We start from the raw sequence: 25,447 nt of genomic DNA on the forward strand, positions 1-25,447 counted from the left end.
CTCTCGTGTCAGTGTGTTTAATCTGTGAAGCAGGCGCCGATTCCGGCGCCTTATCACTTTTAGCTGAACGTTGGGAGTTGGTATCCGACGAGCAGGCTATTATGGCGCTGGTGTTAACGCCAGAGCGTCTTGAATTACGTAAGCGTGATGAACCTAAACTGGGTGCTATTTACGTTGATTTCGTTGCCGGAGCGATGGCTCATCGACGTAAGTTCGGTGGAGGCCGTGGCGAAGCAGTAGCAAAAGCAGTGGGTATCAAAGGAGACTATCTGCCTGACGTGGTGGATGCCACCGCAGGTTTAGGTCGTGATGCCTTTGTATTAGCCTCTGTGGGCTGCAAGGTGCGAATGCTGGAGCGTAATCCGGTAGTGGCGGCATTGCTGGATGACGGCTTACAGCGCACTTATGCTGACGCTGAAATAGGCGGTTGGTTACAACAGCGCCTGACGCTGCTGCATGCTTCCAGCCTGACGGCATTATCTTCAATTCAACCCGCTCCTGATGTGGTTTATCTTGATCCGATGTTTCCTCATCGACAAAAAAGTGCGTTGGTGAAAAAGGAAATGAGAGTGTTCCAGTCGCTGGTGGGGGAAGATCTGGATGCTGATGGTTTGCTGGAACCTGCCTGCCAATTGGCAAAAAAACGCGTGGTGGTAAAACGCCCGGATTATGCTCCGCCATTGGCAAACGCTAAACCGCAGGCGTCGATTAATACCAAGAGCCACCGGTTTGATATGTATGTGACGTTATAGCTGGCGCTGGGCTGGTGGTTGTTTAAATGGACATTTGAGAATATTCCGGCCGTAATGACAATATGAGCATATGACCAACGTGCCCGGCCGGGAGACAATCTGTACTTAGCTTCGGAGTGCGTCGGGCCAGCGCTAGCGCTGTTCAAACAGGCGAAAGCCTGTTTGTCGTTGGCTTACGCCAAGTCGACCCCCACGCCCGCCTCTCCCTCCGATGGGCTTTGGTAAATACTTTAACTGTAGTAATTCATAAAAACTTTATTGGCTAATTGATTAGATAGCCTACGTTGTATAACTGCCGACGTTAATCGTTGGGAGAGGCCGCCGTTGGGGTCGTAGCAGCTTTAGCTGCCGGAGCGCCCCTGGGCGGACTAGGCCCAACGCACTCCTGACTTAAGTATTGATGTCCTTCCGGCCGAGCACAATGGTGATATGAGCAACATCCTCTTTACGGCCGGAATATCCTCAATTACCGATACGAAAACCACCACTAAAACAAAAACTCAGTCCTCATCCGGCTCCAGAAATATCAACTCCTCCATATCCTCCCAATAAACAAAGGCCCCACCGTTAAAATAGTGAGGGAAACGTTCAATCATTAACTTACGGTGTTCTTCGCTTTGTTGATCCAGCGGCAGGGTAATGTCGATATCAGGGTGGTCTGTTTTGAGTTTTTTCAGGCGGGACTGTAGTTCTTCCTGCACTTTCATCTGGGTTAAGGTTTTTTCTCTGGCTGCTGCTGCTTTCAGCAAAGAGAAATGATCGGCAGGGGTATCCGTGGTTTGTGCGACCAATTGTTCAGCGGTAAAACGTCTGGTTTGAATCGGTTCCCGTTGAGTTGTGGGAGGATTATTGCGGGTGTTATCAACGACAAGTCTTAAATGGTTACGCCTGGCTTTAGTCATCAGCATTTCCTCTTGTAGTACTGCGATAACAGTACGGCGACCACGCGGGTGCGCAGCCGCCTCAGAGTATTGTTATAACACGCCTTGTCCTAACATGGCATCAGCCACTTTCACAAAACCGGCAATATTTGCGCCGCTGACATAGTCAGTTTGGGCTTTTTCGCCGCCATAATTAACACAGGCTTCATGAATATCGTGCATGATGTGTTGCAGACGTAAATCAACTTTCTCTGCTCTCCAGCTAACGCGACCGGCGTTTTGCGCCATTTCCAGACCCGAAGTGGCAACGCCGCCTGCGTTAGCCGCTTTGCCCGGAGCAAACAGTACGTTAGCTGCCATTAGCGCTTCAGTGGCATCAATGGTAGTTGGCATGTTAGCGCCTTCTGCAACGGCCTTCACGCCGTTTTGGATCAGCAGTTTGGCATCAGCCAGCTCCAGCTCGTTCTGAGTGGCACATGGCAGAGCGATATCTACCGGAACGCCCCAGGGACGCTGGCCTTCCAGATAGGTTAAACCGCGCTCGTTAGCATAGTCTTTGATACGGCCATAGCGGCTGTTTTTAATATCAATCAGGTGAGCCAGTTTATCGGTAGTGAAGCCTTCTTCATCGACAATAGAGCCGGCAGAATCTGATGCGGTAATCACTCGGGCACCCAGTTCCATGGCTTTTTCAATGGTGTACTGAGCTACATTACCAGAGCCTGAAACAGAAACACGCTGGCCTTCAAAACCAGAGCCGTGACGTTTTAACATGGCCTGAGTAAAGTAAACCAACCCATAGCCAGTAGCTTCAGGACGAATCAGGCTACCGCCGAATGAAAGGCCTTTGCCGGTAAACACGCAGGCGGTGTTATTCGACAGTTTTTTCATCATACCGGCCATATAGCCAACTTCACGACCGCCCACGCCGATATCACCGGCCGGCACGTCAGTGTCAGAACCCAAATGACGATAAAGCTCGGTCATCAGTGCCTGGCAAAAACGCATGATTTCAGCGTTGCTTTTACCTTTTGGATCGAAGTCTGAACCGCCTTTACCGCCGCCCATTGGCAGAGTCGTCAGCGCATTTTTAAAGGTTTGTTCAAAACCTAAAAACTTCAGAATAGACAAGTTAACCGATGGATGAAAACGCATACCACCCTTAAATGGCCCAATAGCGGAGCTAAATTGTACTCGCCATGCACGGTTAACCTGAACTTCACCTTTGTCATTTACCCATGAAACGCGAAACTGAATTACGCGCTCTGGCTCAACTAAACGTTCCAGCAAACCCTGCTCGGTATAACGAGGGTTTTCTTTTAAAAAAGGCCAGAGAGAAGTGAATACTTCGCGAACCGCCTGCAGAAATTCTGGTTGGTGGCCATCGCGTTTTTGGAGCATGACGAGAAAATCGTCCACAGTGGAGTAATGATTCATTGATGCTATTTCCTATGTCTTTTTTATTTTTTCCACGAAAAAACGCTATTCAGAAAAGTGAATATTGCGGGCTTCATGATGTGATGTATGTTCTTTCCGAATATAACACTAACTAATAGTGATAAGGCAAGCCGTTTTTTAAGGGGAATTAATATTATTTATATTTATGCTAAAAATTATTAGAGCCAATAATTATGGAAATTCAATAAGTAACAAAACTAATCTCAATATATTGAAAACATGATAATTACATGATTTCAAAGGGGGTTATAAATTGAATAATAGGGGAATACTCTATTAAAGCAGTTATCTGAAGTAACATAATTCAAAAGGACAGTATATTTATCTGCAAGTGAAAAAGTGGTGTTGATGAAAGGATAAATATGCTTATTTATAAGATAAGCTTTATTGCATACGGGCTAATTATTAAATCATTTGAATAAAGAAACGCCCGCAGGGGGCGGGCGTTGAGTTGTTTATGTGATGCGTTATTCTTCTTCCCGTAAAGGAACAATCAGCATATCAATATGGACGGTATTAATTAGCTGACGAGCAGAAGACATCAACTTGCTCCAGAAATCCTGATGGTGCCCACACAGTACGAGATCCATATCATACTTTTTAATTGCATCAACCAGTACCTGACCCAGATCGCCACTGCCGCTGAGGGTTTCAGTGATAGGGTAACCGGCATTGTTTGCCAGCTCGGTTAGCGCGTTATGCGTTTCTTCAGAGATGCGTTTTTGCATATCACCCATATTGACGTCGATCAGTCCGGTATACAGATCGGAGTAATTGACATCTACGTGAATCAGAGAAACTTTCGCGTTGTATGGCTTAGCCATAGAGACCGCTTTTTCAACCAGTACGCTGCTTTCCGGAGATAGGTCAACTGCAATCAGAATGTGTTTATATGACATAGGATGACTCCTTCTGTAAGATCCGTTAACTTGAATTAATAATAGCTCAATATACCTATCTAAAGTGGTATACCGATCACATGATGCACGCTTTTATCGCCAAATAGTCTTGATATCGATTCCTACGGAGAATCATCATCTTATTGACTATAAAATAACGATAGGCGCTTGGCTACTGTCGATTTTGCCGAAAGCTTCATAATGTGAGGTCGTGAAGCTTCAGGTAATAAAAAACCCCGCGGTGTTTATCACACGACGGGGTTTTTTATTCATGATTCCTGAACCTGTTAAATCAGTTTCAGAGCAATCCAGTACAGGCTACCGGAAAGAAGAACTGCAACAGGAAGGGTCAGAGCCCAGGCCAGGAAAATATTCTTAACTGTCTTACTTTGCACGCCACCGCCATCAACCAACATGGTACCGGCTACGGCAGAAGAGAGAACCTGTGTGGTAGAAACTGGCATCCCGGTGTAGCTGGCAACGCCGATAGACAGCGCAGCAGTCAACTGTGCAGAAACACCCTGCGCATAAGTCATGCCTTTCTTACCAATTTTCTCACCGATAGTGACGGCTACGCGTCTCCAGCCCACCATGGTACCCAGAGCCAGCGCTAATGCGACAGAAACGATAATCCAGATAGGCGCATACTCAACGGTAACCAGCACGTCTTCGCGAAGTTCTTTAATGTAACGCTTATCCTGAGAGGTCGTTTCAGGTAGCTTGTTTACTTTAGCGGCGGTATCGGCAACACATAATAACAAGCGACGTAGCTGACCACGCTGTTCCGGAGCCAATTGATCGTAGTTATCCAGCCCATTCAGCATCTGCTGTGAATGGCCAATAGCAACCAACGCCCGGGAGTTATCGCAGTGGTATTCTGTGGAGGTGCTCATGGCTGGCAGAGGATCGGTACTGTTCTGCCCTACGATGTGAGGGATGGCCTCACGGTGATTTTGATAATACTGTTCCAGATGACCCAAGGCATCGCGGGTACGGGAAATCTCATAACCATTAGCACTCATATCCACCACGAAACCTGCCGGGGCCACGCCGATAAGTACCAGCATCAGTAAACCAATGCCTTTCTGACCGTCGTTGGCGCCGTGGGAGAAGCTTACCCCAATGGCTGATAGGATCAGCATGATACGAGTCCAGAATGGTGGCTTACGTTTACCATCTTTCTTTTCACGTTCAGCAGGGGTTAGGTGAATACGTTGGCGTTTCTTGCTACCGCTCCAGAAGCGACGTAAAACAAAGATCATGGCACCGGCCAGAATCAAACCAACCAGCGGTGACAGAATCAGTGACAGGAAAATCTGAATCATTTTCGGCAGGTTTAGTGCATCAACGATAGAAGAGTCTGTCACGATAGCGTTAGTTAAACCAACACCGATAATGGAACCAATAAGCGTATGTGAACTGGAGGCTGGAATACCAAAATACCAGGTTCCAAGGTTCCAGATAATGGCCGCTAATAGCACCGAGAACATCATGGCAAGGCCATGGGTTGAACTGATGTTAAGCAACAAATCTGTTGGCAGCAGGTGTACGATGGCGTAAGCAACGCTTAATCCGCCAAGCACAACACCAAGAAAGTTGAAAACACCCGCCATCACAACAGCAAGCTGTTCGCGCATGGCGCGGGTATAAATAACGGTGGCTACTGCGTTTGCTGTATCGTGAAAGCCATTGATAGCTTCATAAAACAGAACAAACAGTAATGCGAGACCCAGCATTAGGGCAGTATGAATTTCTAGTCCAGCAAATATGTTTAGCATAAACCTTACTGTCAGTAATGGAGGTAGACCGGCGCATTATCAGCACAATTAGCTTATCGGCAAAGAAAAAATTAACTTTTTTTTCGATTCTGCGCACCCGTTTACATGTATTTACAAATTTAACTAATTGTTATTAATGAGATAAGTCATGAACTAAAAATATTTTTGCCACGCCAGTAAAATCTATTCTGCTGGCTAGAACCCTGGATGATGAATACAATTCTGGCACAAAATAGGAAGTCGTGCGGTCAGCGGACCGAAATTTCAGAGGTTTTTGTGGTTGAACAAGCGGACGTAGTGATTATTGGTGCCGGAGCTGCCGGGCTGTTTTGTGCGGCTCAGGCCGGACAGCAGGGGCTTAATGTCCTGTTAGTGGATAATGGCAAAAAGCCGGGGCGAAAAATATTGATGTCCGGCGGAGGCCGCTGCAACTTTACCAATATGTATGCTGACCATACGGCTTACCTTTCCCATAATCCACATTTCTGTAAATCAGCACTGGCACGCTATACCCAATGGGATTTTATTGAACTGGTATCGCGTCATGGCATCGCTTACCACGAGAAGACGCTGGGGCAGCTGTTTTGTGATAACTCAGCCGAAGATATTGTTAATCTGCTGATGAAAGAGTGCCAGCAGGGAAATGTTGATTTACGTATGCGTAGTGAAGTACTTAGCGTTGAACGTAATGAACAGGGTTTTCTGATTAACTTATCTACGACAAATATTCAGGCCAGGTCTTTAGTTATCGCCAGCGGTGGCTTGTCTATGCCCGGACTGGGGGCAACGCCTTTTGGTTATAAAATAGCGGAACAGTTTGGCATTAACTTGTTCCCAACCCGTGCAGGTCTGGTTCCGGTGACGTTACATAAACCGTTGCTGGAAGTGTTGCAAACGCTGTCTGGCGTTGCGGTACCGGTAAGTGTAACGGCAGAAAACGGTGTTAGTTTTAAAGAGAGTCTGCTGTTTACCCATCGCGGCCTATCCGGCCCGGCAATACTGCAAATTTCCAGTTACTGGCAACCCGGCGAGTCAATCACCATTAATTTACTGCCGGATTTAGATCTGGAGACCTTCCTGAATGCAGAACGTGCAGAACATCCAAATCAGAGCCTGAAAAACACCCTGGCACGTCACCTGCCTAAACGTCTGGTAGAAAGTCTGCAAACCTTAAATAAAGTGCCTGACGTGACACTAAAGCAGCTTTCTGCCCCTCAGCAACAGCAATTATCTGATACGTTGCAGCAATGGCAAATTCAGCCTAACGGTACAGAAGGTTATCGTACCGCCGAAGTCACCTTGGGCGGTGTCGATACCAAAGCATTGTCATCCAAAACCATGGAGTCAGCTCAGGTGCCCGGACTCTATTTTATTGGTGAAGTCGTGGATGTTACCGGTTGGCTGGGAGGATATAACTTCCAGTGGGCGTGGAGTTCGGCCTGGGCTTGTGCACAGGCGTTGGGGAATCGATAGGTTCATTGAGAATGTTATGCAGATAGTGAAACATGATAATTATTTCGAAGTTGAACCCAATTTGCCCGAATTCAGGGACGCGTTAAGTGCAATAACTAGTAGAAGAAACGTTGATCAATTAGTGACATACGCGTTACGTCGTCATGGGTATGGGGATGATGGCTGGGTTGTGGCCTATCCTGAGGATGAGGTTGAACAGAAGGAGAATAATACTTTCAACAACCTTATTGAGGTATGTTGCGTTGGATGTGGTGATGAGATGGGTTCTTTCCTGACTGAAGGTGATTATATAAAGTTACTTTCCCTGGTTTGCGAGAGCGAAGGTATGAATGCTCGAGCGCAATTGCTTAATGCATTTTTAGAAAATCCTACCATTATAGATAATCTTTTGGAGGCCAACGCCGTTCGTTGTAACAAACGTTGGAAACAATTTGCTCCGTTTCTGCAAAAGTACGGATGGAGGATAAGTGATAATAAGGTCGAATACTTAACAACGAAGTCATATTTCAATATCGACTTTTGTACATCCGATCTTGATGTACTTTACAGAGAAGCAAGGAGAGAAATTGAAATGAATCAGAATGCCAGGAAAGCGTGGATTATGTATCAAGAATCTATAGTGAAAGCCTTAGAAGATTATTTTAAATATGAGAATAAGTAATATCTTAATTATCACTCTCAATTTATTTCTTACTGACTGTTAACAACAGCGGTAACCACAGAAAACACCCCCGTGTTTAATCCACCTTTTAGTCAATATTCCCTGCTTTTCATTTCATATTGATATGCTATTTTTCAGAATAATATTTAGCCAGGTTATAGGGCGTGGATCATGCCCGTTCCGGCGTTATTCAGGAGTTATTATTCATGATGGAAAATCTGGAAAATCTGGAAAAGATCGATCTTCATATGCATTCAAACTACAGCGATGATGCAGATTTGCCCGTGGCAGAACTGATATCCCGCTGTAAGGCGCATGGCATTACTATGCTGGCGGTAACTGACCATAACTCTGCCAGCTCCGTTGCAGAGGCCAGCGCTTTAGCAGATAGCGCTCTACGAACCATATCCGGTATTGAAATCGACTGTACCTTTGACGGGCGAAATTATCATTTGCTGGGATATGGTTTTACACCCAGTGATGATTTCTCGCAGATACACCGCAATTTTAGTGAGTTGCAGCGAAAGCTGGCGCCGAAAAAGATAGAGGCACTACGTCATTATGGTTTTATTGTTGATGAGAATGCACTGGCCGAACTTGCCGGTGAGCGAGTTCCACAAGAAGAGCAGATGGCTGAAGTAATTCTGGCGGACGATCGCAATAAAAATAACCCATTGTTGCATCCTTACCGCTCTGGTGGTTCACGTTCGGATATGCCATTAATCAATTTTTTCTGGGACTTCTTTGGCGCAGGCCGTCCCTGCTATATCCCGGTGAGCTATCCGGCGATGGAACAGATGGTAGATGTGATCCGCAGTAATGGCGGCACCCCGGTTATCGCTCATATCGGTGCCAATATTAAGCAGCAGTATCAGGAAGTGCTCACTGACATGCAAAAGGTTGGCGTAATGGGTATCGAGGTATTCTCCAGCTACCACTCACCAGAGCTGGAAGCATGGTTGTATGATTTTGCCTTGAAGCAAAATCTTCATGTAACCTGCGGAAGCGACTTCCATGGACATAATAAGCCAAAAATTGAAGTAGGGCAGTGTGGTTATAACGCCAGCCAACTGGCAGCGATTCGCCGGTTTACGGATACCGTGACGGCATAGTCTTAACTACAGACGGGAGAGGGTCATTAGCCGTTGCCATAGTTTTTCCATCATAAAGCTAATAAATGCTTCGGTTTTTAGTGGCATCTCTTTTTGCGGCAGGTAAACCATATGCATGGGGTAAGAGGGCAGAGAGAATTCCGGCAGTACTCGGACTAATCGTCCATTGAGTAGATCCTGTTCCAGAATCACTTTAGATTGCAGCACAATCGTAAAATTCATTAGTGCCGCCTGACGCGCACCTTCACCTGAATTGATCACCAGACGGGAGGGAAGTGATTCCCCTTCGTTTGCTGTGATCCCAATGGATTGCCAAAGCTTTTCACTCTGATGCTGGTTATACCCCAGACAGTTATGGTGGCGCAGGGATTCCGGTGTATCCGGAGTGCCGTATTTCTTCAGATAATCGGGTGTGGCTGCCAGCACCATTTCATAGTCTGGTAATGCTTTTGCCACCAGCCGTTCATCAATGATATCACCAATTCGAAAGGCGAAATCGAACCCTTCTTCAATCAGGTTTACTTTACGGTCAGCCAGTTCTATCTCAATATTAATCTCCGGATATAACTCGAGAAATTGGCTGATGAGCGGTATCAAAATATGGTTACCAAAGGCATAAGGCGCAGTGATCTTCAGGCGTCCGGTAGGGGTTGTTTTCAGTGAATGAACTAATGTTTCTACTTTGGCCATATCATCAACAATTCGGCGGCTGTGTTGATAAAACAGCTGTCCAGCTTCGGTCAGGCCTTGTCGACGGGTAGTACGAACCAAGAGCTTGGTTTTCAGGGAATGTTCAAGGGCAGTGATGTGTTTTCCCACCATGGTAGGAGAGATCTTCATGGCTTCTGCTGCCGCAACAAAGCTCCCTTTTTCTACCACCGCAACAAAAACTGACATGCTGGTGAACCGATCCATTATAAACCACCCGTTTTTTCTGCACTGACTAAACGATAGTTTTTAGTCATCCATAAAGTATGAAACACTTTAGGTAAATTTAGTGCAATGGTGAAGCAGAAACGCCAAAAGATCGGCCTGAATGTGCCGATTTGTTTTGATTATGAAAATGTGAGAACGATAAGCCACATCATGTTGGCACGATATCATTAAACAGATCCGGGTAACTCTATGACTTCAATACAGCCAGACATTACGCCATCCCATAGCGCCGTGCGTGCAAAATATGCGGTGTTTCTGACATTTTTCCTCTGTGGCTTTGTGTTTGCCAGTTGGGCTGCTCGTATTCCTTTGGTGATGAGTATCTTCTCCATTAACTCTGCTCAAATGGGGCTATTTTTTCTTTGTGCAGCGGCAGGTTCATTGGTTGCACTGATTCTCGCCGGTTGGATTACCAGTCGTTTCAGCAGTGCTTTTACCGTTATGGTGTCCGCTCTGGTTTTTGCATCGGGTATGGGGAGCGTCGCGCTATCTGCTCTGTTACCCAGCCAGTTGCTTTTGGGGGCCGGGTTATTTGTTTTTGGCTTTGGATTTAGCCTGTGTGATGTGGCAATGAATCTGGAGGGAACGCAGGTGGAGCAGCGATTGGGATATACCATTATGCCTAAACTGCACGCCTGTTTTTCGTTTGGAACCGTGACCGGAGCAGCATGTGGTGCATTGCTGGAATATTTACGGGTTGGTTTTACTCTACCGCTGTTATCGTTGGTGATCGGTGCCGCCATATTATTACTCTGGTGCAGCGGCCGCTATCTTTCGGCGGGGACTGGTTATCACGCAGTGACCAGTACTGAAAACCAGACTAAAGGGAATCCATTTGCCGCCTGGCTGGAGTGGCGCACTTTAGTGATTGGTTTTACCGTATTGGCTGCTTCGCTGTTAGAAGGTGCAGCTTTTGACTGGCTACCGTTGGGTATTGTCACTGGATTTACCCTTGACGGAGCTGAACCGGCAGGGTGGATGGGGTCTATGGCTCTGGCGCTGTTTGTCACAGCAATGACCAGTATGCGCTGGTTTGGCGGTGCGTTGATTGATAAGTATGGGCGAGTAATTGTGTTACGCGTCTGTATTTTGCTTAGCATTACCGGGCTATTGATCTTTGGTTTTTCACCGAATTTATCGATAGCTATCTTTGGTATTTTGTTGTGGGGAGTTGGTTGTGCTCTGGGCTTCCCTGTGGGAATGAGTGCCGCAGCCGATGAACCACAATATGCCGCCTCGCGCATTGCAGTGGTGGCAGCTATTGGTTATTGCTCACTATTAACCGGGCCGCCGTTACTGGGTTTTTTGGCAAATATATTTGGTGTGAAAAATGCGCTATTGCTGTTGGTGATTCCGTTGTGTATTAGTCTGATGCTGGTATCCAAACTCGGTGCAGTTGCTCCGGTGAAGGAAACGGCAGAAGAAGGGTAACGGAGCCGATAGCCACGATTATCTTAGCTGGCTGTCTTTGCTTCCCCGACGGTTATAGCCTGCCTGATGCTGGTTCTTTTTATCCAGTTCGGTCTGGCAGGCAAGACAATATTGAACCCCGGGAAGAGCATCTCTTCTCGCTTGTGGAATAGGTTCACCACATTCCAGACAGTGAGTTGCACTTTCACCATTATGTAGCTGAGAACGGGCTTTAGCGACAGCATCTGAAATGGTGCTGTCGATTTGATCTTGTACGGCGCCGTCTGCCGCCCATCCGCTTGCCATGACAGAACTCCTCAACCAGCAGGTTACTTAAACCGGGATAACTTAAGTTTAGCAGGGAGCCGTCAGGATGGTGAAGCGCATATAATGAAAAGAGCCTCCGGTATTGGAGGCTCTTTTGGTTGCTAGCTTTACAGCGAAGGATTATTTGACCAATGTCCAGGCCATTTCCCAACTGGCGCCAACACCGGGTTCAAAGCCGGTTGCTGTTGCCGACCATTGCTTACAGAAACCGCTGTAAGGTGCAGGTTTACACTGATAAACCTTACCGTCTTTTGGTTGTAGTACTTTAGTTCCGCCTTTGTAAGTAGTGATTTTTTCCGGGAAGACTGCATCATAATTAGTGCTTCCGCCGCCGCTACTACTGGATGGAACAGTAACAGTGAATTTAACGATCTGTTGCTGTACGTTTCCGTTCTCATCTTTTCCGACAACAAGTAACCCATAATTGCCCGATGCCAGCCCTTTCATTGCCAGCGAGAAGCTCTTATTGTCGTTATTCATTTCGGTACTTTCATAAACTTTTTGAACATGAGCACTATCATAAACTGATGTTTCAACAGTTAGTTTTCCGTTAACAGATACGTTGAATGCCAATGTCAGATCGCCACTTTGTTTAGTGGTATAGCTTTGTTCCACGCCAGTAACGGTGATTGATGATGTTACTGGTACTGGTTGTTGATCAATTTGAATTTCAGTATGGTTTATACCGCTGGCTTCAGTGGCATATACGGTATTATTGCCATATACCGAGTTAAATATGTCGGAACCTTCTTTTTGCCCGGCACGAACTAACTGTTGAGATGTGTTGATTTTATCCGCAAAGTCATGAGCCCAGACGTTTTTGGCTCCACTTTCATCGCTTTCAATGGTGTAAGGGATAGATAAATCGCTACGTTCACCACGACTATCAAAAACCCGTAACTTAACACTATCACCGCGTTTCAGGTCGACAAGCGGCTGAATATTACCCACTTCTTTTGCCCAGGTATCAATCACTGCCGGGGTGTTTGAACCCCCACCCCCACCGCCAGTGTCACTACCACCAGCAAAATCGACATCGATCAAGTTATAGAAACTGTTAGGGGTATCAGCAACTTCCCATACCGCCAGAATCACTTGATAGCCAGTGCGGTTAGGTACATTACAGGTTTTACTGGTAATGGTTTGAGGCAACGCCATTTTTCCGTCAATTTTACAGAATGGTGTTAAATCAAAGGAGGCTCGGGTGAGTGGCTGATTCGGATCCCAATCTTGCTTAGTCATATAGTAACGCCAGTTATTAACCGGGTGAGCAGCAGTAAATTTCCAGGTGATGGTATTGTCACCGGGTTTTATGCTGGTCTTTTTCCAGCGAACTGCAGTTTGTTCATCTAATTGACCAAATCGCGCAGCACCGGCACTACCTATTTTTCCGTCAGCCGGCCCGCTATTAGGGAAACCGGTAGGCGCTTCCAGGCTTTGTGGTTCATATTGCACATCGCCACAACCTACGTTTTGTCCAATGTTACAGGAATAACCTCGGGATGGGGGCTCTGTAATAAAACCATGAGCCCATACCAGTGGGCTTATGATTGCCAGAGTACCCGCTAATCCTCTGAGTGATAAAGCAGAAATCATAATTAACCTCCTAAAAAATTTAATAATGTATACGAAATATCCACTTTTTTATCTGTGGCAAAAATATCAGACGGGGCAAAACACCTACTCATGATGTTAGTTTAATATTTCAAAATTTATTTTTAATTTTCGATATTTCGATATTTCGATATTTCGATATTTCGATATTTTATTTTATAAATGCATGATTATTTAGATGATTAAAATAATTTGCGGTAAAAATATTGGAAGGGAAAAAAGGGCGGTGAGTGAACAGTAAAATAGTGGCCTTAATTATAGTATGGATATTTGAGTAGTTAACGAGAAACCCAGATATTTTTATTAAAATGAGAAATATTCTCATTTTAATAAAAAAGAGCTTTACAGAGTCTATTGATAATGATTATTATTTACATGTTTTCAAGGGGCGGTCATTCATGCTCACCTCGGGAAAGCACGACATTGCTCACATTGCTTCCAGTGTTTATTTTAGCCAGCCGCGTGCTGGCTTTTTTTTATCCATTTTGGCTGAAACGTTCCATTATTGGACTTGTGTCTATCGCAAGATAAGTCGATCGTGTAAAAATACGGGGATAATTAACAACTGATGTTAGAATAGTCAGCGAACAATCCCTGACCTCGTAGAGAAAGATACTTCATGGAAATTAGTCAGATTGACCTCATTTTATCTTTATTACAGCAAATGTGCGTTTATCTGGTTATTGCCTATCTGCTGAGTAAAACCCCGCTATTTATTCCGTTAATGCAGGTCACCATTCGCCTTCCCCATAAGCTGCTGTGCTATTTCACCTTTTCTATGTTCTGTATTATGGGAACCTATTTTGGTTTGCAGATCGATGATTCTATTGCCAATACTCGAGCGATGGGGGCGGTTTTAGGTGGTGTACTGGGTGGGCCATCCGTAGGCTTTTTTGTGGGATTAACCGGTGGTTTGCATCGTTATTCTATGGGAGGTATGACGGCAACTGCCTGTATGTTATCTACGATTGTAGAAGGTTTAGTGGGGGGGCTATTACACCGCTATTTGGTTCGCCATAATCGTATGGATCTTCTGTTTCAGCCGCTGACTGTTGCTGCCATCACTCTGTTTGCTGAAGCGTTGCAAATGCTAATCATTTTGTTAATTGCCCGTCCGTTCTCTCAGGCAGTGCATCTGGTCAATGATATTGCCCTGCCGATGATGATTGCTAACTCGATTGGTGCGGCAATGTTCATGCGTATCTTGTTGGATCGTCGTGCGATTTTTGAAAAATATACCACCGCGTTCTCCGCCAAGGCATTAAAGATTGCTGCCCGATCGGAAGGGGTATTGCGGCAAGGATTTAACCAGAAAAACAGTATGCGGGTTGCTCAAATCTTGTATGAGGAGCTCGGCGTTGGCGCCGTGGCAATTACCGATCGGGAAAAGCTGTTAGCATTTATTGGTATTGGTGACGATCACCATATTCCTGGCACATTAATCACCTCTCATCATACCCATAAAGCCATTGAGAATAATCAGGTGGTGTATGCGGATGGCAACGAGGTTCATTATGCCTGTTCGATTACGCCTAACTGCAAGCTGGGGTCAACGTTGGTGATTCCACTGCGTGGTGCTGAAAGAACCGTTATTGGAACCATTAAGCTGTATGAACCAAAAAGCCGATTGTTTTCCTCCATTAACCGAACGCTGGGGGAAGGGATAGCCCATTTATTATCGGCGCAAATCCTGACTGGAACCCTGGAACAGCAGAGGCAGCTGTTGGCGCAATCGGAGATTAAGCTACTCCATGCGCAAGTTAACCCTCATTTTCTGTTTAATGCGCTGAATACGCTGTCGGCGGTAATACGTAAAGATCCCGGTCATGCCCGTCGTCTGGTGTTGTCGCTATCCACTTTCTTTCGTAAAAACTTAAAGCGTAGTAATGATGAAGTTAGCCTTAGTGATGAGTTAGAACACATCAATGCCTATCTGGAAATTGAAAAAGCGCGTTTTGCCGATCGGCTCACGGTTGATATCGATATACCGGATGCGCTATTACCGCTTTCTTTACCCGCATTCTCCCTGCAACCTATTGTGGAAAATGCCATCAAGCACGGCACCTCTCAGATGTTGACGGAAGGGCATATCAGCATTAAAGGTTATTTTGATACCACCGATCTTCACCATCCGGCACTGGTTTTATTGGTGGAGGATAACGCAGGTAATTACTACCCAAGACCAAACGGTGATGGTTTGGGTATGAATTTGGTGGATCGTCGTATTAAGGCGCGTCACGGTTATGAATATGGGGTGACGGTGGAGAGCCAGTCGGAAGTTTATACGCGAGTTACGATCCGTGTTCCTGCTATTGGCGGTGAGGATATGCTCAGTATTGCGTCAGAGGCCAAGCCTGCGGCTTAATTATTTGAAGTTATTAATGAAAAGAGAAACCGGGATTCCCCCGGTTTTTTTATGGCGTTTATCGGGCAAAAAAGCATGTTGTATAATGTATAAAAATCAAAAGAATATTGCTTTTTATCATCGATATCTTGCTAAATGTGGGTGTTAAAAACGGGAGTAGCAATGTGACCCTTGACTATATCATTACGTCGACCATGAATTTTGTCCGCGACCATCAGGCGTGGGGCGCTCCTATTGTTTTTTTTCTGGCGTTTGGCGAATCCATTGCCTTTCTCTCTTTACTCATCCCTGCCACGGTTATTTTAATCGGTATTGGTGCGATTATTGGTGAGAGCGGTATCGCTTTCTGGCCCATCTGGATAGCGGCATCCCTCGGCGCTTTTTTTGGTGACTGGATATCTTACTGGCTGGGCTGGCACTATAAAGAGCGTATTGCGCATATCTGGCCCTTATCGCGTAACCCGCAAATGCTGGTTCGTGGCCAGCACTTTTTTGATCGTTGGGGAACCATTGGGGTATTTGTTGGCCGCTTTTTTGGCCCTTTTCGTGCCACCGTGCCGCTGGTTGCCGGAATATGTGAGATGCCGCTGAAATCTTTTCAGGTCGTTAATCTGACGTCAGCCATGCTGTGGGGCTTTCTGATTCTGGCTCCCGGTGCCTTTGGTATTCAATGGATTGCTCACTATCTGCGCTTTTAGCCATTTGGTTAAGCGATAATGGGAACAATTACGCATAATCAGCCAAAACAATCTGGACATTTATACAGTATTCTCTTACTTTTAACCCTTATTAATTTGTGATGCTTGTATATCAAAAGCCGGAGGCGCGGTGGATACCAGCTTGATGATGATGATGATTGCTGCTGCGCTGGCAGGGTTATTACTGGGTGGATTAGTGACGGCGATTTATAACCAACGCCATAATCTGCAGCAGGAAAATCAAATCGCATTACTGACCGCACAGTTGGATCAGGCGGATTCAGACAATCAGCAGTTACAATCGGAACGTAAAATTCAACAGCAGGAACTGCAAAAAGGGCAGTTGGATCTGCGCGATCTGTATGCTCGTCTGGCTGCTCTGCAGGAGAAAGCTCAGCAACAGGCGCTATGGCATGAAGAATGTGAACGGCTGAATCAAGAATTGCGCAGTCTTCAGGGCATTAATAATTCGCTGGAGGTTGAGCTACGGGAGATGTCCACTCGTCTGGAAGAGACCCGCTTTGCTTCGGAAGAGAAGCAGCGCTTGTTAATCAGCAGCGAACAACGATTAACGGTGCAGTTTGAAAACTTAGCCAATCGTATTTTTGAGCAGAGCGGGCGTAAAGTGGATGAACAGAACCGCCAGAGTCTTGACCGGTTATTGCTTCCGCTATATGAACAGTTAGACGGCTTTCGCCGTCAGGTTCAGGACAGTTACGGGCAGGAAGCGCGGGAACGCCATACTCTGACCCATGAGATCCGCAATCTGCAACAGTTGAATGCCCAAATGGCTCGGGAGGCGCTTAACCTGACTAAAGCCCTGAAAGGGGATAATAAGACTCAGGGGAACTGGGGAGAAGTGGTGTTAAGTCGGGTTCTGGAAGCCTCCGGTTTACGTGAGGGCCATGAGTATCAAACTCAGGTTAATATGGTAGGTGAAGAGGGTAACCGTCAGCAACCAGACGTGATAGTTCATCTTCCACAGGGGAAAGATGTTGTTATTGATGCTAAGATGTCGCTGGTAAGCTACGAGCGCTATTTTAACAGTGATGATGATCAGGAGCGCAGTCAGGCGTTGCATGAACATATCGCTTCCATCAAGTCGCATATCCGCTTGCTCAGTCGTAAAGATTATCACCAGCTTCCGGGATTACGTTCCTTAGACTATGTACTGATGTTTATTCCGGTAGAACCCGCGTTCTTATTGGCTATCGACAGGCAACCAGAGTTAATCAGTGAAGCATTGCAGAATAATATTATGCTGGTTAGCCCAACGACATTATTGGTGGCATTAAGAACTATCGGTAATCTATGGCGTTATGAGCATCAAAGCCAGAATGCCCAACAGATCGCTGACCGGGCGGCGCGCCTGTATGATAAACTCCGGCTGTTTGTTGATGATATGACAGCGCTGGGTATGAGCCTCGACAAAGCGCAGGATAATTACCGACAGGCGATGAACAAGCTGTCTCAGGGGCGGGGTAATGTCATTGGGCAGGTAGAAAGTTTTCGAACACTGGGGGTTGAAGTAAAACGCCCGATGAATACAGCGATATCAGAACCAGCTTTAGCTGAATCGATATCAAAAATACCGGATAATACTGCTGAACCAGAGAAATCTTCTGATATTACTGAATGATAGTAAAAAAGAGTTATTGGTGAGTATGTTTCAGATTGTTTCTGGTAGACTAAATTAATTCATATGACTTATTAAATCAGGTTTAATCATGATGAACGAAACGCAGGAAACCACGACGCACTTTGGTTTCCGCACGATAGAAAAAGATCAAAAAGTCGCAATGGTTGCTGAGGTTTTCCATTCTGTAGCTTCAAAATATGACTTGATGAACGACTTAATGTCATTCGGGATTCACCGGGTTTGGAAACGATTCACTATTGATTGTAGTGCGGTTCGTGAAGGGCAGAAAGTGCTCGACCTGGCAGGTGGAACCGGTGATTTAACAGCAAAATTTTCACGTCTGGTTGGCGAAAAGGGCGAAGTTGTTTTAGCCGATATTAATGATTCCATGTTGAAAATGGGGCGTTCTAAGCTGCGTGACATGGGTATTATCGGTAACGTCAACTATGTACAGGCTAACGCTGAAGCATTGCCTTTTCCGGACGACTACTTCGATTGTATTACTATCTCCTTCGGGCTGCGCAATGTCACCGATAAAGATAAGGCGTTACGTTCAATGTTCCGCGTGCTGAAACCGGGCGGTCGTTTGCTGGTGCTGGAGTTCTCCAAGCCGGTAGTGAAGTTACTGAATACCGCTTATGACGCTTATTCGTTCCATGTTTTACCAAAGATTGGTGAGATGGTGACAAGCGATGCCGACAGTTATCGTTATTTAGCGGAATCCATTCGTATGCATCCCGATCAGGAAACCCTGAAAGGCATGATGGAAGAAGCCGGATTTGACGGTGTTGGTTATTTTAACCTGACGGGCGGAATTGTTGCGCTGCATCGGGGCTTTAAGTACTAATCAGAAAAGCAGGCGTCTTTCGTCTGCAAATGCCGATGGTTTGGTAGATATGGTTTTCTGCTAAGGGAGTTAGCAGGACAAAGGGAGGCGCGTTGCCCGTGGTAACGCACATTTATACCGCCATATTTACCTTACGGTTATCGGATTTTTAACTGATATTTCACCAAACCCCTTCCTGTATTATGATTTCCCACTACTGGCAAAACTCTTCATCATCAGGTAATAAAAGGATTTCCGACATGATGCCATCAATACCCTACCGTCAAATCCGGGCGCTGTTCGACAATGACACTATTCGGGTTTATCAGGCTTATTCCCACCAAATTGCTGACTCGGCATTGGCTCAGGGTACGTTTGTTTCTCCTCCTTTTAAGATGGCGCGCATGACCTGGATAAAGCCGTCATTTCTCTGGATGATGTATCGGGCCGGATGGGGCTATAAAGATGTCGGTCAGGCACGTATTCTGGCTATGGATATCAGCCGCGAAGGTTTTGAGTGGGCGCTGGCACATAGTTGTGGTAGCCATGCAGAACCATCAATGAGCAAGGAACAATGGGAACAGGTAAAACGTGATTCTCCGGTTCGTATCCAGTGGGATCCTGAGCGTAACTTGTTGCTTCAGCCTCTTGAATATCGTTCTATCCAGATTGGTTTAGGGGAAGAGGCTGTAGAACGTTATGTAAACCAGTGGATATGTCGGATTACTGACGTGACGCCGCTGGCCCATGAAATTCGGGCGTTGGTGGTGAAAGGAGAAATGGATAAGGCAGCGGAGTTGTTGCCGTTGGAGAGGGTTTATAGGTGACTTGTGGTTTAGTGATGTAGAAATTATTCCGATGATGTGAATCAGAGTGATCTTAGTGGTGGTTATTACCGCTATCCATAGCGAAATAAATACAGTGCTTAGTGAAGCTAACATCCCTGTCAGTTATTCAAGTATGAGCCATAGTCATTAGTTAACTACGGTATAGTTTCAACTGTATACTATTAGGCTATTCCGTAAATGGAAATAATGATTGATAGGGAGATTGTGCAGAATTATCCAGCTACTATAGCCATAATATGTATAAATACGTCCTGTTAAGTCAGGCGGTTATTTTTTGAATGATAACAAGAGTGTTTATTGTTGTTTCCAATGCGTTACACCTGAGATAACCATGAAAGTATTGACGGGTTAGCGGTCAGATTATCAAAGGTGGATGATTTCAATTAGAGATCGTTAACAATAATGTTATCGTCTCAAAACAGATATTTTATTCTGCCATTTTGGTTTATCTCCTCATTCAGTCATTGCCTTCATGGTTGAATATCATCAATATACCCGTGTTGTATTTCAGTTCTTACAAAGGATCGCTATGTTGTTTGTTCCCTTGATTGCCGGCATTATTGAAACCTCTCTGAACAGTTTGCTTTTTCGCGATCGCAGTATGCAGTCGATGAGTCATCGGCTGGCGGGTAAGACGCTAAAGCTGAGCCTGCAAGAGCTGTCCACTTCTCTGACGTTAGTTTTTAGCGTTAATCATATTGATGTGGTGAGCCAGTGGGAGCAGCCAGCAAACTGCACTCTGATAACCAAACTGCCAACCCTGTTTTCTCTGCGCGATCGTCAACGCCTGTCTACATTAATGCGTGATGGTGATGTTGTGGTCGAAGGGGATATGCAGGTAATACAGCAATTTGTCACCTTAATCGATCTGGCTGAGTGGGATCCTGCCGAATGGCTCTCTCCTTATATTGGCGATGTAGCGGCAGAAACCCTGAGTCAGGGAGCGCAGAATGGCGCTAAAAAGATGAAGCAATGGGTAGAACATCAACAAAACTATCTGGCGCAGGCAGTGACTGAGGAGTGGCGTTTGGCTCCCGGGCGGCTGGAAGTGTTGCACTTTGGCGATGAAACTGAAATTTTGAGTCAGCAGGTTGATTCTCTGGCGAAAAGAATAGAGAAGCTGGAGAGTACCCGATGACCCCATCTGAATTTTTGCGTTTATATGTCATCGTCCGTGTCTTTCTGACCCACGGGCTGGATGAGCTGATCCCGAAAATGCGACTGACCTGGCCATTGAGAATGTGGTGCCGTTCATTGTTCTGGATGAGAAATAAATATCCGGATAAAGCGCTGGGTGAGCGATTACGTTTAGCATTGCAGACCTTAGGGCCGGTGTGGATTAAATTCGGCCAGATGATGTCAACCCGTCGGGATCTATTTCCGCCGGTTATCGCTGACCAATTGGCTTTGTTGCAAGATCAGGTAGCTCCTTTTGATGGTGAATTAGCTCGTCAACATATCGAATCATCCATGGGCGGTAAGCTGGAGCAGTGGTTTGATGATTTCGACCCTCAGGCTCTGGCATCGGCTTCTATCGCTCAGGTTCATACTGCGGTGTTGAAAAGCAACGGGCAGGAAGTGGTACTGAAAGTTATTCGCCCGGATATTAAACCGATTATTGAGGCAGATATCCGCCTGATGTACCGCATTGCCGGTTGGGTACCAAAACTACTGCCGGATGGTCGCCGCCTGCGACCACGTGAGGTGGTGCGTGAATATGAAAAAACGCTGCTGGATGAGTTAAACCTGTTGCGCGAAGCGGCGAATACCATTCAACTACGCCGCAATTTTGATAACAGCCCGATGATGTATGTGCCAGAAGTTTTCAGCGATTACTGTCATGAAAATGTGCTGGTCATGGAGCGTATCTATGGCATTTCCATTGCTGATATTGATGCGCTGGAAGCCAATGGCACCAACATGAAAGTGCTGGCGGAGCGGGGTGTTCAGATCTTCTTCACTCAGGTATTTCGCGACAGCTTTTTCCATGCGGATATGCATCCGGGAAATATCTTTGTCAGTTACGCCACGCCGGAGAATCCGCAATATATTGGTATAGACTGTGGCATTGTAGGTTCACTGAGCAAAGGGGATAAACGCTATCTGGCGGAAAACTTTATCGCCTTTTTTAACCGTGATTATCGCAAAGTTGCTGAACTGCATGTGGACTCTGGCTGGGTGCCACCAGATACCAATGTAGAAGAGTTCGAGTTTGCTATTCGTACTGTCTGTGAGCCTATATTTGAGAAGCCACTGTCTGAAATCTCATTCGGTCACGTGCTGATGAACCTGTTTAATACGGCGCGTCGTTTCAACATGGAAGTACAGCCTCAATTGGTGCTGTTACAAAAGACCTTGTTGTATATTGAGGGATTAGGCCGACAACTCTATCCTCAGCTGGATTTATGGACGACCGCTAAGCCTTTCCTGGAAACCTGGATGCGCGATCAGGTAGGGATCCCTGCGCTGGTTCGCACCCTGAAAGAAAAAGCGCCATACTGGATAGAGAAATTACCTGAATTACCGGAATTGTTTTACGACAGTTTGCGGCAGCACAAAGAATTGCAAAATAGTATTGATAAACTCAACGCTCAAATTGGTCATCGTCAGGAGAAACAGAACCAGTCACGCTACCTGTTTGGGGTAGGTGCTACTTTACTGATTGGTGCTACAATCCTGTTCGCAAATCATATTCCCGTCTGGCCAGTTTGTCTGGCGGGTGCCGGAGCGGTTGTCTGGCTGATTGGATGGCGAAAGGCAGCTTAACTATTTATTACCAGATTTTATTACTACAGCTTGCTGAAACTACCGTATACTGGTCAGCAATCTCAAAATCAACCCGCGATTAATAGAGGCATATAACATGGGTGGAATTAGCATTTGGCAACTACTGATAATCGTTGCGATTGTCGTACTGTTGTTCGGAACAAAGAAACTGCGTACTTTAGGTTCTGACCTTGGAGCATCGGTAAAAGGCTTTAAAAAGGCCATGAGCGATGAAGAGACGACTTCTAACCAGGCAACCACTGCCAACAAAGAAGAAGCCCAGAGCGACGCTGATTTTGATGTGAAATCTATTCAAGAACAGCAACAACCTTCGGTTAAAACCGAAGAGCAAAAGAGCCAGAATAAAGAGCAGGTATAATCCGTGTTCGATATAGGATTTGGTGAAATTGTACTGGTACTGATCATTGGCCTGATTGTGCTTGGCCCTGAGCGGTTACCGGTTGCAGTTAAAACAGTCACGGGCTGGATTAGGGCAATGCGCTCTCTGGCTTCATCCGTGCAAAATGAGCTGACTCAGGAACTGAAGCTACAGGAGCTGAAAGAGCGCCTGAAGAAAGCGGAACAGGCAGGTCTGCAGAATTTATCTCCGGAGCTGAAAGCTTCTATGGATGAATTAAAAGAGATGGCTACCGGGATGAAGCGTACTATCCAGAGCGATCTCAATAATGCGGCTGAGTCTTTCAATACTTCACCAACTTCTGCTGCTGATGCCGATAAGCCTTCGGTGTCAGCCACTGAAACTGCCGCAAAAGCAGCAGAGGAAGCAGCAGCGAACAAGAGTAAAGTTCCTCCCGTCGAGTCTGTTGCAGAGCCGGTTGTTGCTGAAACGGCAACAGAGGCAGTTCAGCCAGAGCCGGTATCCATCAATAAACCTGATAGCGAAAAATAATCCATGTCCGTAGAAGATACCCAGCCGCTTATCAGCCATTTGATTGAATTACGCTCTCGCCTGTTACGGTCGATGGTTTGTATTCTTTTGATATTTCTGGCGTTAGTCTATTTTTCAAACGACATCTACCATATGGTGTCCGCACCATTGATGACTCAACTGCCTCATGGTGCCAGCATGATTGCAACGGACGTGGCTTCGCCATTCCTGACGCCAATCAAGTTGACCCTGATCGTTTCGGTATTTATTTCAGCCCCTTATATTCTGTATCAGGTGTGGTCATTTATTGCCCCTGCACTGTATAAGCATGAACGCCGTTTAATGATGCCGTTGTTATTCTCCAGTACTGCGCTGTTTTATCTGGGTATGGCATTTGCCTACTTCGTGGTATTCCCGCTGGCGTTTGGCTTCTTTGTTAAAACCGCACCGGAAGGCATATTGATATCTACCGATATTAATAATTACCTGAACTTCGTTATGGCGCTGTTTTTTGCTTTTGGCGTATCGTTTGAAGTTCCGGTCGCGATTATTTTGCTGTGCTGGAGTGGAGTCACCACGCCGGACGACCTGAAAAAGAAACGCCCTTACATCATTGTGGGAGCATTCGTGGTCGGCATGTTAATGACGCCCCCCGATGTGTTCTCGCAAACGTTGTTGGCCATCCCCATGTGTATCCTGTTTGAAATCGGCGTCTTCTTTGCCCGTTTCTATGTAGGGAAAGGCCGCAAAAAAGCAGATGAGCAAGACGAAGAGGATTGCGAAGACGAGCATTCCGACGATAGCGAAAAACCATCGGCATAGTTGTTATGTCAGTTGATTTAAATAAAGCCGCCTTCGGGCGGCGCAGGCAGCTGACAAACCAGATAGATTGGCCTCAATGAATATTCCGGTCGTAAAAATCTAAAGTGCTTATATTGGCTTTGTGCTCGACCGGAAGACCGCCTGTACTTAGCTTCAGTGCGTGTCGGGCCTGGTCTCCCTACGGGCACTTTGTTGGCTTACGCCAAGTCGACCCCCACGGGAGCCCCTCCCGACAATTGGCTATTTTTAAACACAAAACCGATTAGGTCAGACTTTGTCACCAATTTTAGCCGCCTGATGGGCGGCTTTAAACTATTAGCGAGACCAATCGAAGGGAGAGATTGCCGTTGGGGTCGACTTGGGGCAAGCGCTAAGCTCAGATGGTCTCCCGGCCGGGCACAATATAAATATAACCCTTTTGTTTTTACGGCCGGAACATTCACCGAAACTTAACTGGGTGGTTTGTTTTGGTAACGATATTCCCCCGTCAGGAGAAAAATCAATGTTCGATATCGGCGTCAATCTGACCAACCGTCAGTTTGCTCAGGATAGGCATGAGGTGGTGGAGAGAGCTAAACAGGCCGGAGTTAACGGTATGCTGGTTACCGGAACTTCGCTGAAAGAAAGCATCGCGGCTCATCAACTATCCAACCAATACCCTGATTACTGCTGGAGTACTGCCGGGGTTCATCCTCATGATGCTTCTGGCTGGTCAGCTTCCTGTGAACAGCAAATATATCAACTGGCAGCGCAGTCAAATGTAGTCGCTATAGGTGAATGCGGGCTGGATTTTAACCGTAACTTCTCAACACCACAGGAACAAGAACATGCTTTTAGTGCACAACTGGCGGTAGCCGCAGAGCTTGAAATGCCGCTGTTTTTGCACTGTCGTGATGCTCACCACCGGTTTATTGAGTTACTGAAACCCTGGTTGAATAGGGTTCCTGCGGCGGTAGTTCATTGTTTCACCGGCAATCGTCAGGAACTGGAAGAGTATTTATCACTGGGGCTCTATGTTGGTATTACCGGCTGGATATGTGATGAGCGTCGGGGGCAAGAGCTGCGCGAACTGGTGCCGTTAATACCTGTGGATAAGCTATTGTTGGAGACTGATGCCCCTTATTTGCTGCCGCGTGACCTTACACCTAAGCCAACTTCACGACGCAATGAACCCGCACTTTTAGCCCATATATTGCAGCAAGTTGCCATACTGCGTGGCGAAGATGCTGTCTGGCTGGGAGAAATAACCCAGCAAAATGCTAACCGTTTATTGAGATTAGGTTGAGTCACTGC

23 protein-coding genes are annotated in these 25,447 nt (G+C 46.1%); 16 read left to right on the top strand and 7 right to left on the bottom strand.

The annotated features are described in order from the left end of the window. Positions 1-5: 5 nt before the first annotated feature. Complete coding sequence (gene rsmJ, locus I2494_RS09690) at positions 6-752, top strand: 16S rRNA (guanine(1516)-N(2))-methyltransferase RsmJ (RefSeq protein WP_218466648.1); 747 nt, start codon at positions 6-8, stop codon at positions 750-752. 500 nt (positions 753-1,252) lie between these two features. Here rsmJ and I2494_RS09695 read toward each other — a convergent pair whose 3' ends face one another. From I2494_RS09695 to pitA, 4 genes are all read right to left on the bottom strand, one after another. Further along, positions 1,253-1,654 (bottom strand): hypothetical protein, encoded by a 402-nt coding sequence (locus I2494_RS09695; protein WP_218466649.1) that lies wholly within the window; start codon positions 1,652-1,654, stop codon positions 1,253-1,255. A gap of 72 nt (positions 1,655-1,726) precedes the next feature. Further along, the gene (gdhA, locus tag I2494_RS09700) at positions 1,727-3,070 is read right to left on the bottom strand and encodes an NADP-specific glutamate dehydrogenase (protein ID WP_130593256.1); all 1,344 of its coding nucleotides are present in this window, start codon (positions 3,068-3,070) and stop codon (positions 1,727-1,729) included. Between the two features lie 488 nt (positions 3,071-3,558). Then, positions 3,559-3,990 carry a universal stress protein UspA gene (uspA, locus tag I2494_RS09705; RefSeq protein ID WP_130593255.1) on the bottom strand — a complete coding sequence of 144 codons (432 nt, stop codon included), beginning with the start codon at positions 3,988-3,990 and terminating at the stop codon, positions 3,559-3,561. 287 nt (positions 3,991-4,277) lie between these two features. Beyond that, complete coding sequence (pitA, locus tag I2494_RS09710) at positions 4,278-5,768, bottom strand: inorganic phosphate transporter PitA (protein WP_218466650.1); 1,491 nt, start codon at positions 5,766-5,768, stop codon at positions 4,278-4,280. Positions 5,769-6,044: 276 nt separating this feature from the next. Between pitA and I2494_RS09715 the strand changes: the two genes are divergently transcribed. The 3 genes from I2494_RS09715 (at position 6,045) to I2494_RS09725 (ending at position 9,014) form a co-directional block, all read left to right on the top strand. After that, on the top strand, positions 6,045-7,241 hold the full coding sequence (locus tag I2494_RS09715; RefSeq protein ID WP_228350913.1) for a BaiN/RdsA family NAD(P)/FAD-dependent oxidoreductase: 1,197 nt from the start codon (positions 6,045-6,047) through the stop codon (positions 7,239-7,241). Between the two features lie 16 nt (positions 7,242-7,257). Then, complete coding sequence (locus I2494_RS09720) at positions 7,258-7,902, top strand: hypothetical protein (RefSeq protein WP_218466651.1); 645 nt, start codon at positions 7,258-7,260, stop codon at positions 7,900-7,902. A gap of 206 nt (positions 7,903-8,108) precedes the next feature. After that, complete coding sequence (locus I2494_RS09725) at positions 8,109-9,014, top strand: PHP domain-containing protein (protein WP_228350914.1); 906 nt, start codon at positions 8,109-8,111, stop codon at positions 9,012-9,014. A gap of 6 nt (positions 9,015-9,020) precedes the next feature. On the opposite strand, the gene I2494_RS09730 is transcribed toward I2494_RS09725, so the two are convergent. Next, entirely contained in the window at positions 9,021-9,929 is a 909-nt protein-coding gene (locus I2494_RS09730; RefSeq protein ID WP_218466652.1) for a LysR family transcriptional regulator, read from the bottom strand. Positions 9,930-10,139: 210 nt separating this feature from the next. On the opposite strand from I2494_RS09730, the gene I2494_RS09735 reads away from it, so the two are divergent. Then, positions 10,140-11,381, top strand: coding sequence for an MFS transporter (locus tag I2494_RS09735; protein WP_218466653.1), 1,242 nt, complete (start codon positions 10,140-10,142; stop codon positions 11,379-11,381). A gap of 18 nt (positions 11,382-11,399) precedes the next feature. Here the strand turns inward: I2494_RS09735 and I2494_RS09740 are convergent, their stop codons facing one another. Both I2494_RS09740 and gbpA read right to left on the bottom strand, forming a co-directional pair. Further along, positions 11,400-11,666 carry a DksA/TraR family C4-type zinc finger protein gene (locus I2494_RS09740; RefSeq protein ID WP_218466654.1) on the bottom strand — a complete coding sequence of 89 codons (267 nt, stop codon included), beginning with the start codon at positions 11,664-11,666 and terminating at the stop codon, positions 11,400-11,402. Between the two features lie 141 nt (positions 11,667-11,807). Next, a complete protein-coding gene (gene gbpA / locus I2494_RS09745; protein ID WP_218466655.1) occupies positions 11,808-13,283 on the bottom strand; it encodes an N-acetylglucosamine-binding protein GbpA in 1,476 nt (491 codons plus the stop codon). Positions 13,284-13,920: 637 nt separating this feature from the next. On the opposite strand from gbpA, the gene I2494_RS09750 reads away from it, so the two are divergent. From I2494_RS09750 to tatD, 11 genes are all read left to right on the top strand, one after another. Continuing rightward, complete coding sequence (locus I2494_RS09750) at positions 13,921-15,666, top strand: sensor histidine kinase (protein ID WP_218466656.1); 1,746 nt, start codon at positions 13,921-13,923, stop codon at positions 15,664-15,666. 164 nt (positions 15,667-15,830) lie between these two features. Then, positions 15,831-16,364 carry a DedA family protein gene (locus tag I2494_RS09755; RefSeq protein ID WP_218466657.1) on the top strand — a complete coding sequence of 178 codons (534 nt, stop codon included), beginning with the start codon at positions 15,831-15,833 and terminating at the stop codon, positions 16,362-16,364. A 130-nt stretch (positions 16,365-16,494) separates the two neighbouring features. Further along, the gene (rmuC, locus tag I2494_RS09760; RefSeq protein WP_218466658.1) at positions 16,495-18,003 is read left to right on the top strand and encodes a DNA recombination protein RmuC; all 1,509 of its coding nucleotides are present in this window, start codon (positions 16,495-16,497) and stop codon (positions 18,001-18,003) included. A gap of 91 nt (positions 18,004-18,094) precedes the next feature. Then, positions 18,095-18,850, top strand: coding sequence for a bifunctional demethylmenaquinone methyltransferase/2-methoxy-6-polyprenyl-1,4-benzoquinol methylase UbiE (ubiE, locus tag I2494_RS09765; protein WP_130593784.1), 756 nt, complete (start codon positions 18,095-18,097; stop codon positions 18,848-18,850). A 239-nt stretch (positions 18,851-19,089) separates the two neighbouring features. Next, positions 19,090-19,656: a DUF4291 domain-containing protein gene (locus tag I2494_RS09770; protein WP_218466659.1), complete on the top strand. Its 567-nt coding sequence runs from the start codon at positions 19,090-19,092 to the stop codon at positions 19,654-19,656. A gap of 550 nt (positions 19,657-20,206) precedes the next feature. Continuing rightward, positions 20,207-20,815 carry a ubiquinone biosynthesis protein UbiJ gene (gene ubiJ / locus I2494_RS09775; RefSeq protein ID WP_218466660.1) on the top strand — a complete coding sequence of 203 codons (609 nt, stop codon included), beginning with the start codon at positions 20,207-20,209 and terminating at the stop codon, positions 20,813-20,815. After that, entirely contained in the window at positions 20,812-22,443 is a 1,632-nt protein-coding gene (gene ubiB / locus I2494_RS09780; RefSeq protein ID WP_218466661.1) for a ubiquinone biosynthesis regulatory protein kinase UbiB, read from the top strand. The genes ubiJ and ubiB overlap by 4 nt, the downstream gene beginning before the upstream one ends. A gap of 97 nt (positions 22,444-22,540) precedes the next feature. Beyond that, entirely contained in the window at positions 22,541-22,822 is a 282-nt protein-coding gene (tatA, locus tag I2494_RS09785; RefSeq protein WP_218466662.1) for a Sec-independent protein translocase subunit TatA, read from the top strand. A gap of 3 nt (positions 22,823-22,825) precedes the next feature. Next, positions 22,826-23,353 (top strand): Sec-independent protein translocase protein TatB, encoded by a 528-nt coding sequence (tatB, locus tag I2494_RS09790; RefSeq protein ID WP_218466663.1) that lies wholly within the window; start codon positions 22,826-22,828, stop codon positions 23,351-23,353. 3 nt (positions 23,354-23,356) lie between these two features. Then, entirely contained in the window at positions 23,357-24,154 is a 798-nt protein-coding gene (tatC, locus tag I2494_RS09795; RefSeq protein WP_218466664.1) for a Sec-independent protein translocase subunit TatC, read from the top strand. A 502-nt stretch (positions 24,155-24,656) separates the two neighbouring features. After that, the gene (gene tatD / locus I2494_RS09800; RefSeq protein ID WP_218466665.1) at positions 24,657-25,439 is read left to right on the top strand and encodes a 3'-5' ssDNA/RNA exonuclease TatD; all 783 of its coding nucleotides are present in this window, start codon (positions 24,657-24,659) and stop codon (positions 25,437-25,439) included. Positions 25,440-25,447: the final 8 nt, after the last annotated feature.

The sequence above is a fragment of the Limnobaculum allomyrinae genome, from assembly GCF_016649425.1.
In the GTDB taxonomy this organism is placed as follows: Bacteria; Pseudomonadota; Gammaproteobacteria; order Enterobacterales; family Enterobacteriaceae; genus Limnobaculum; species Limnobaculum allomyrinae.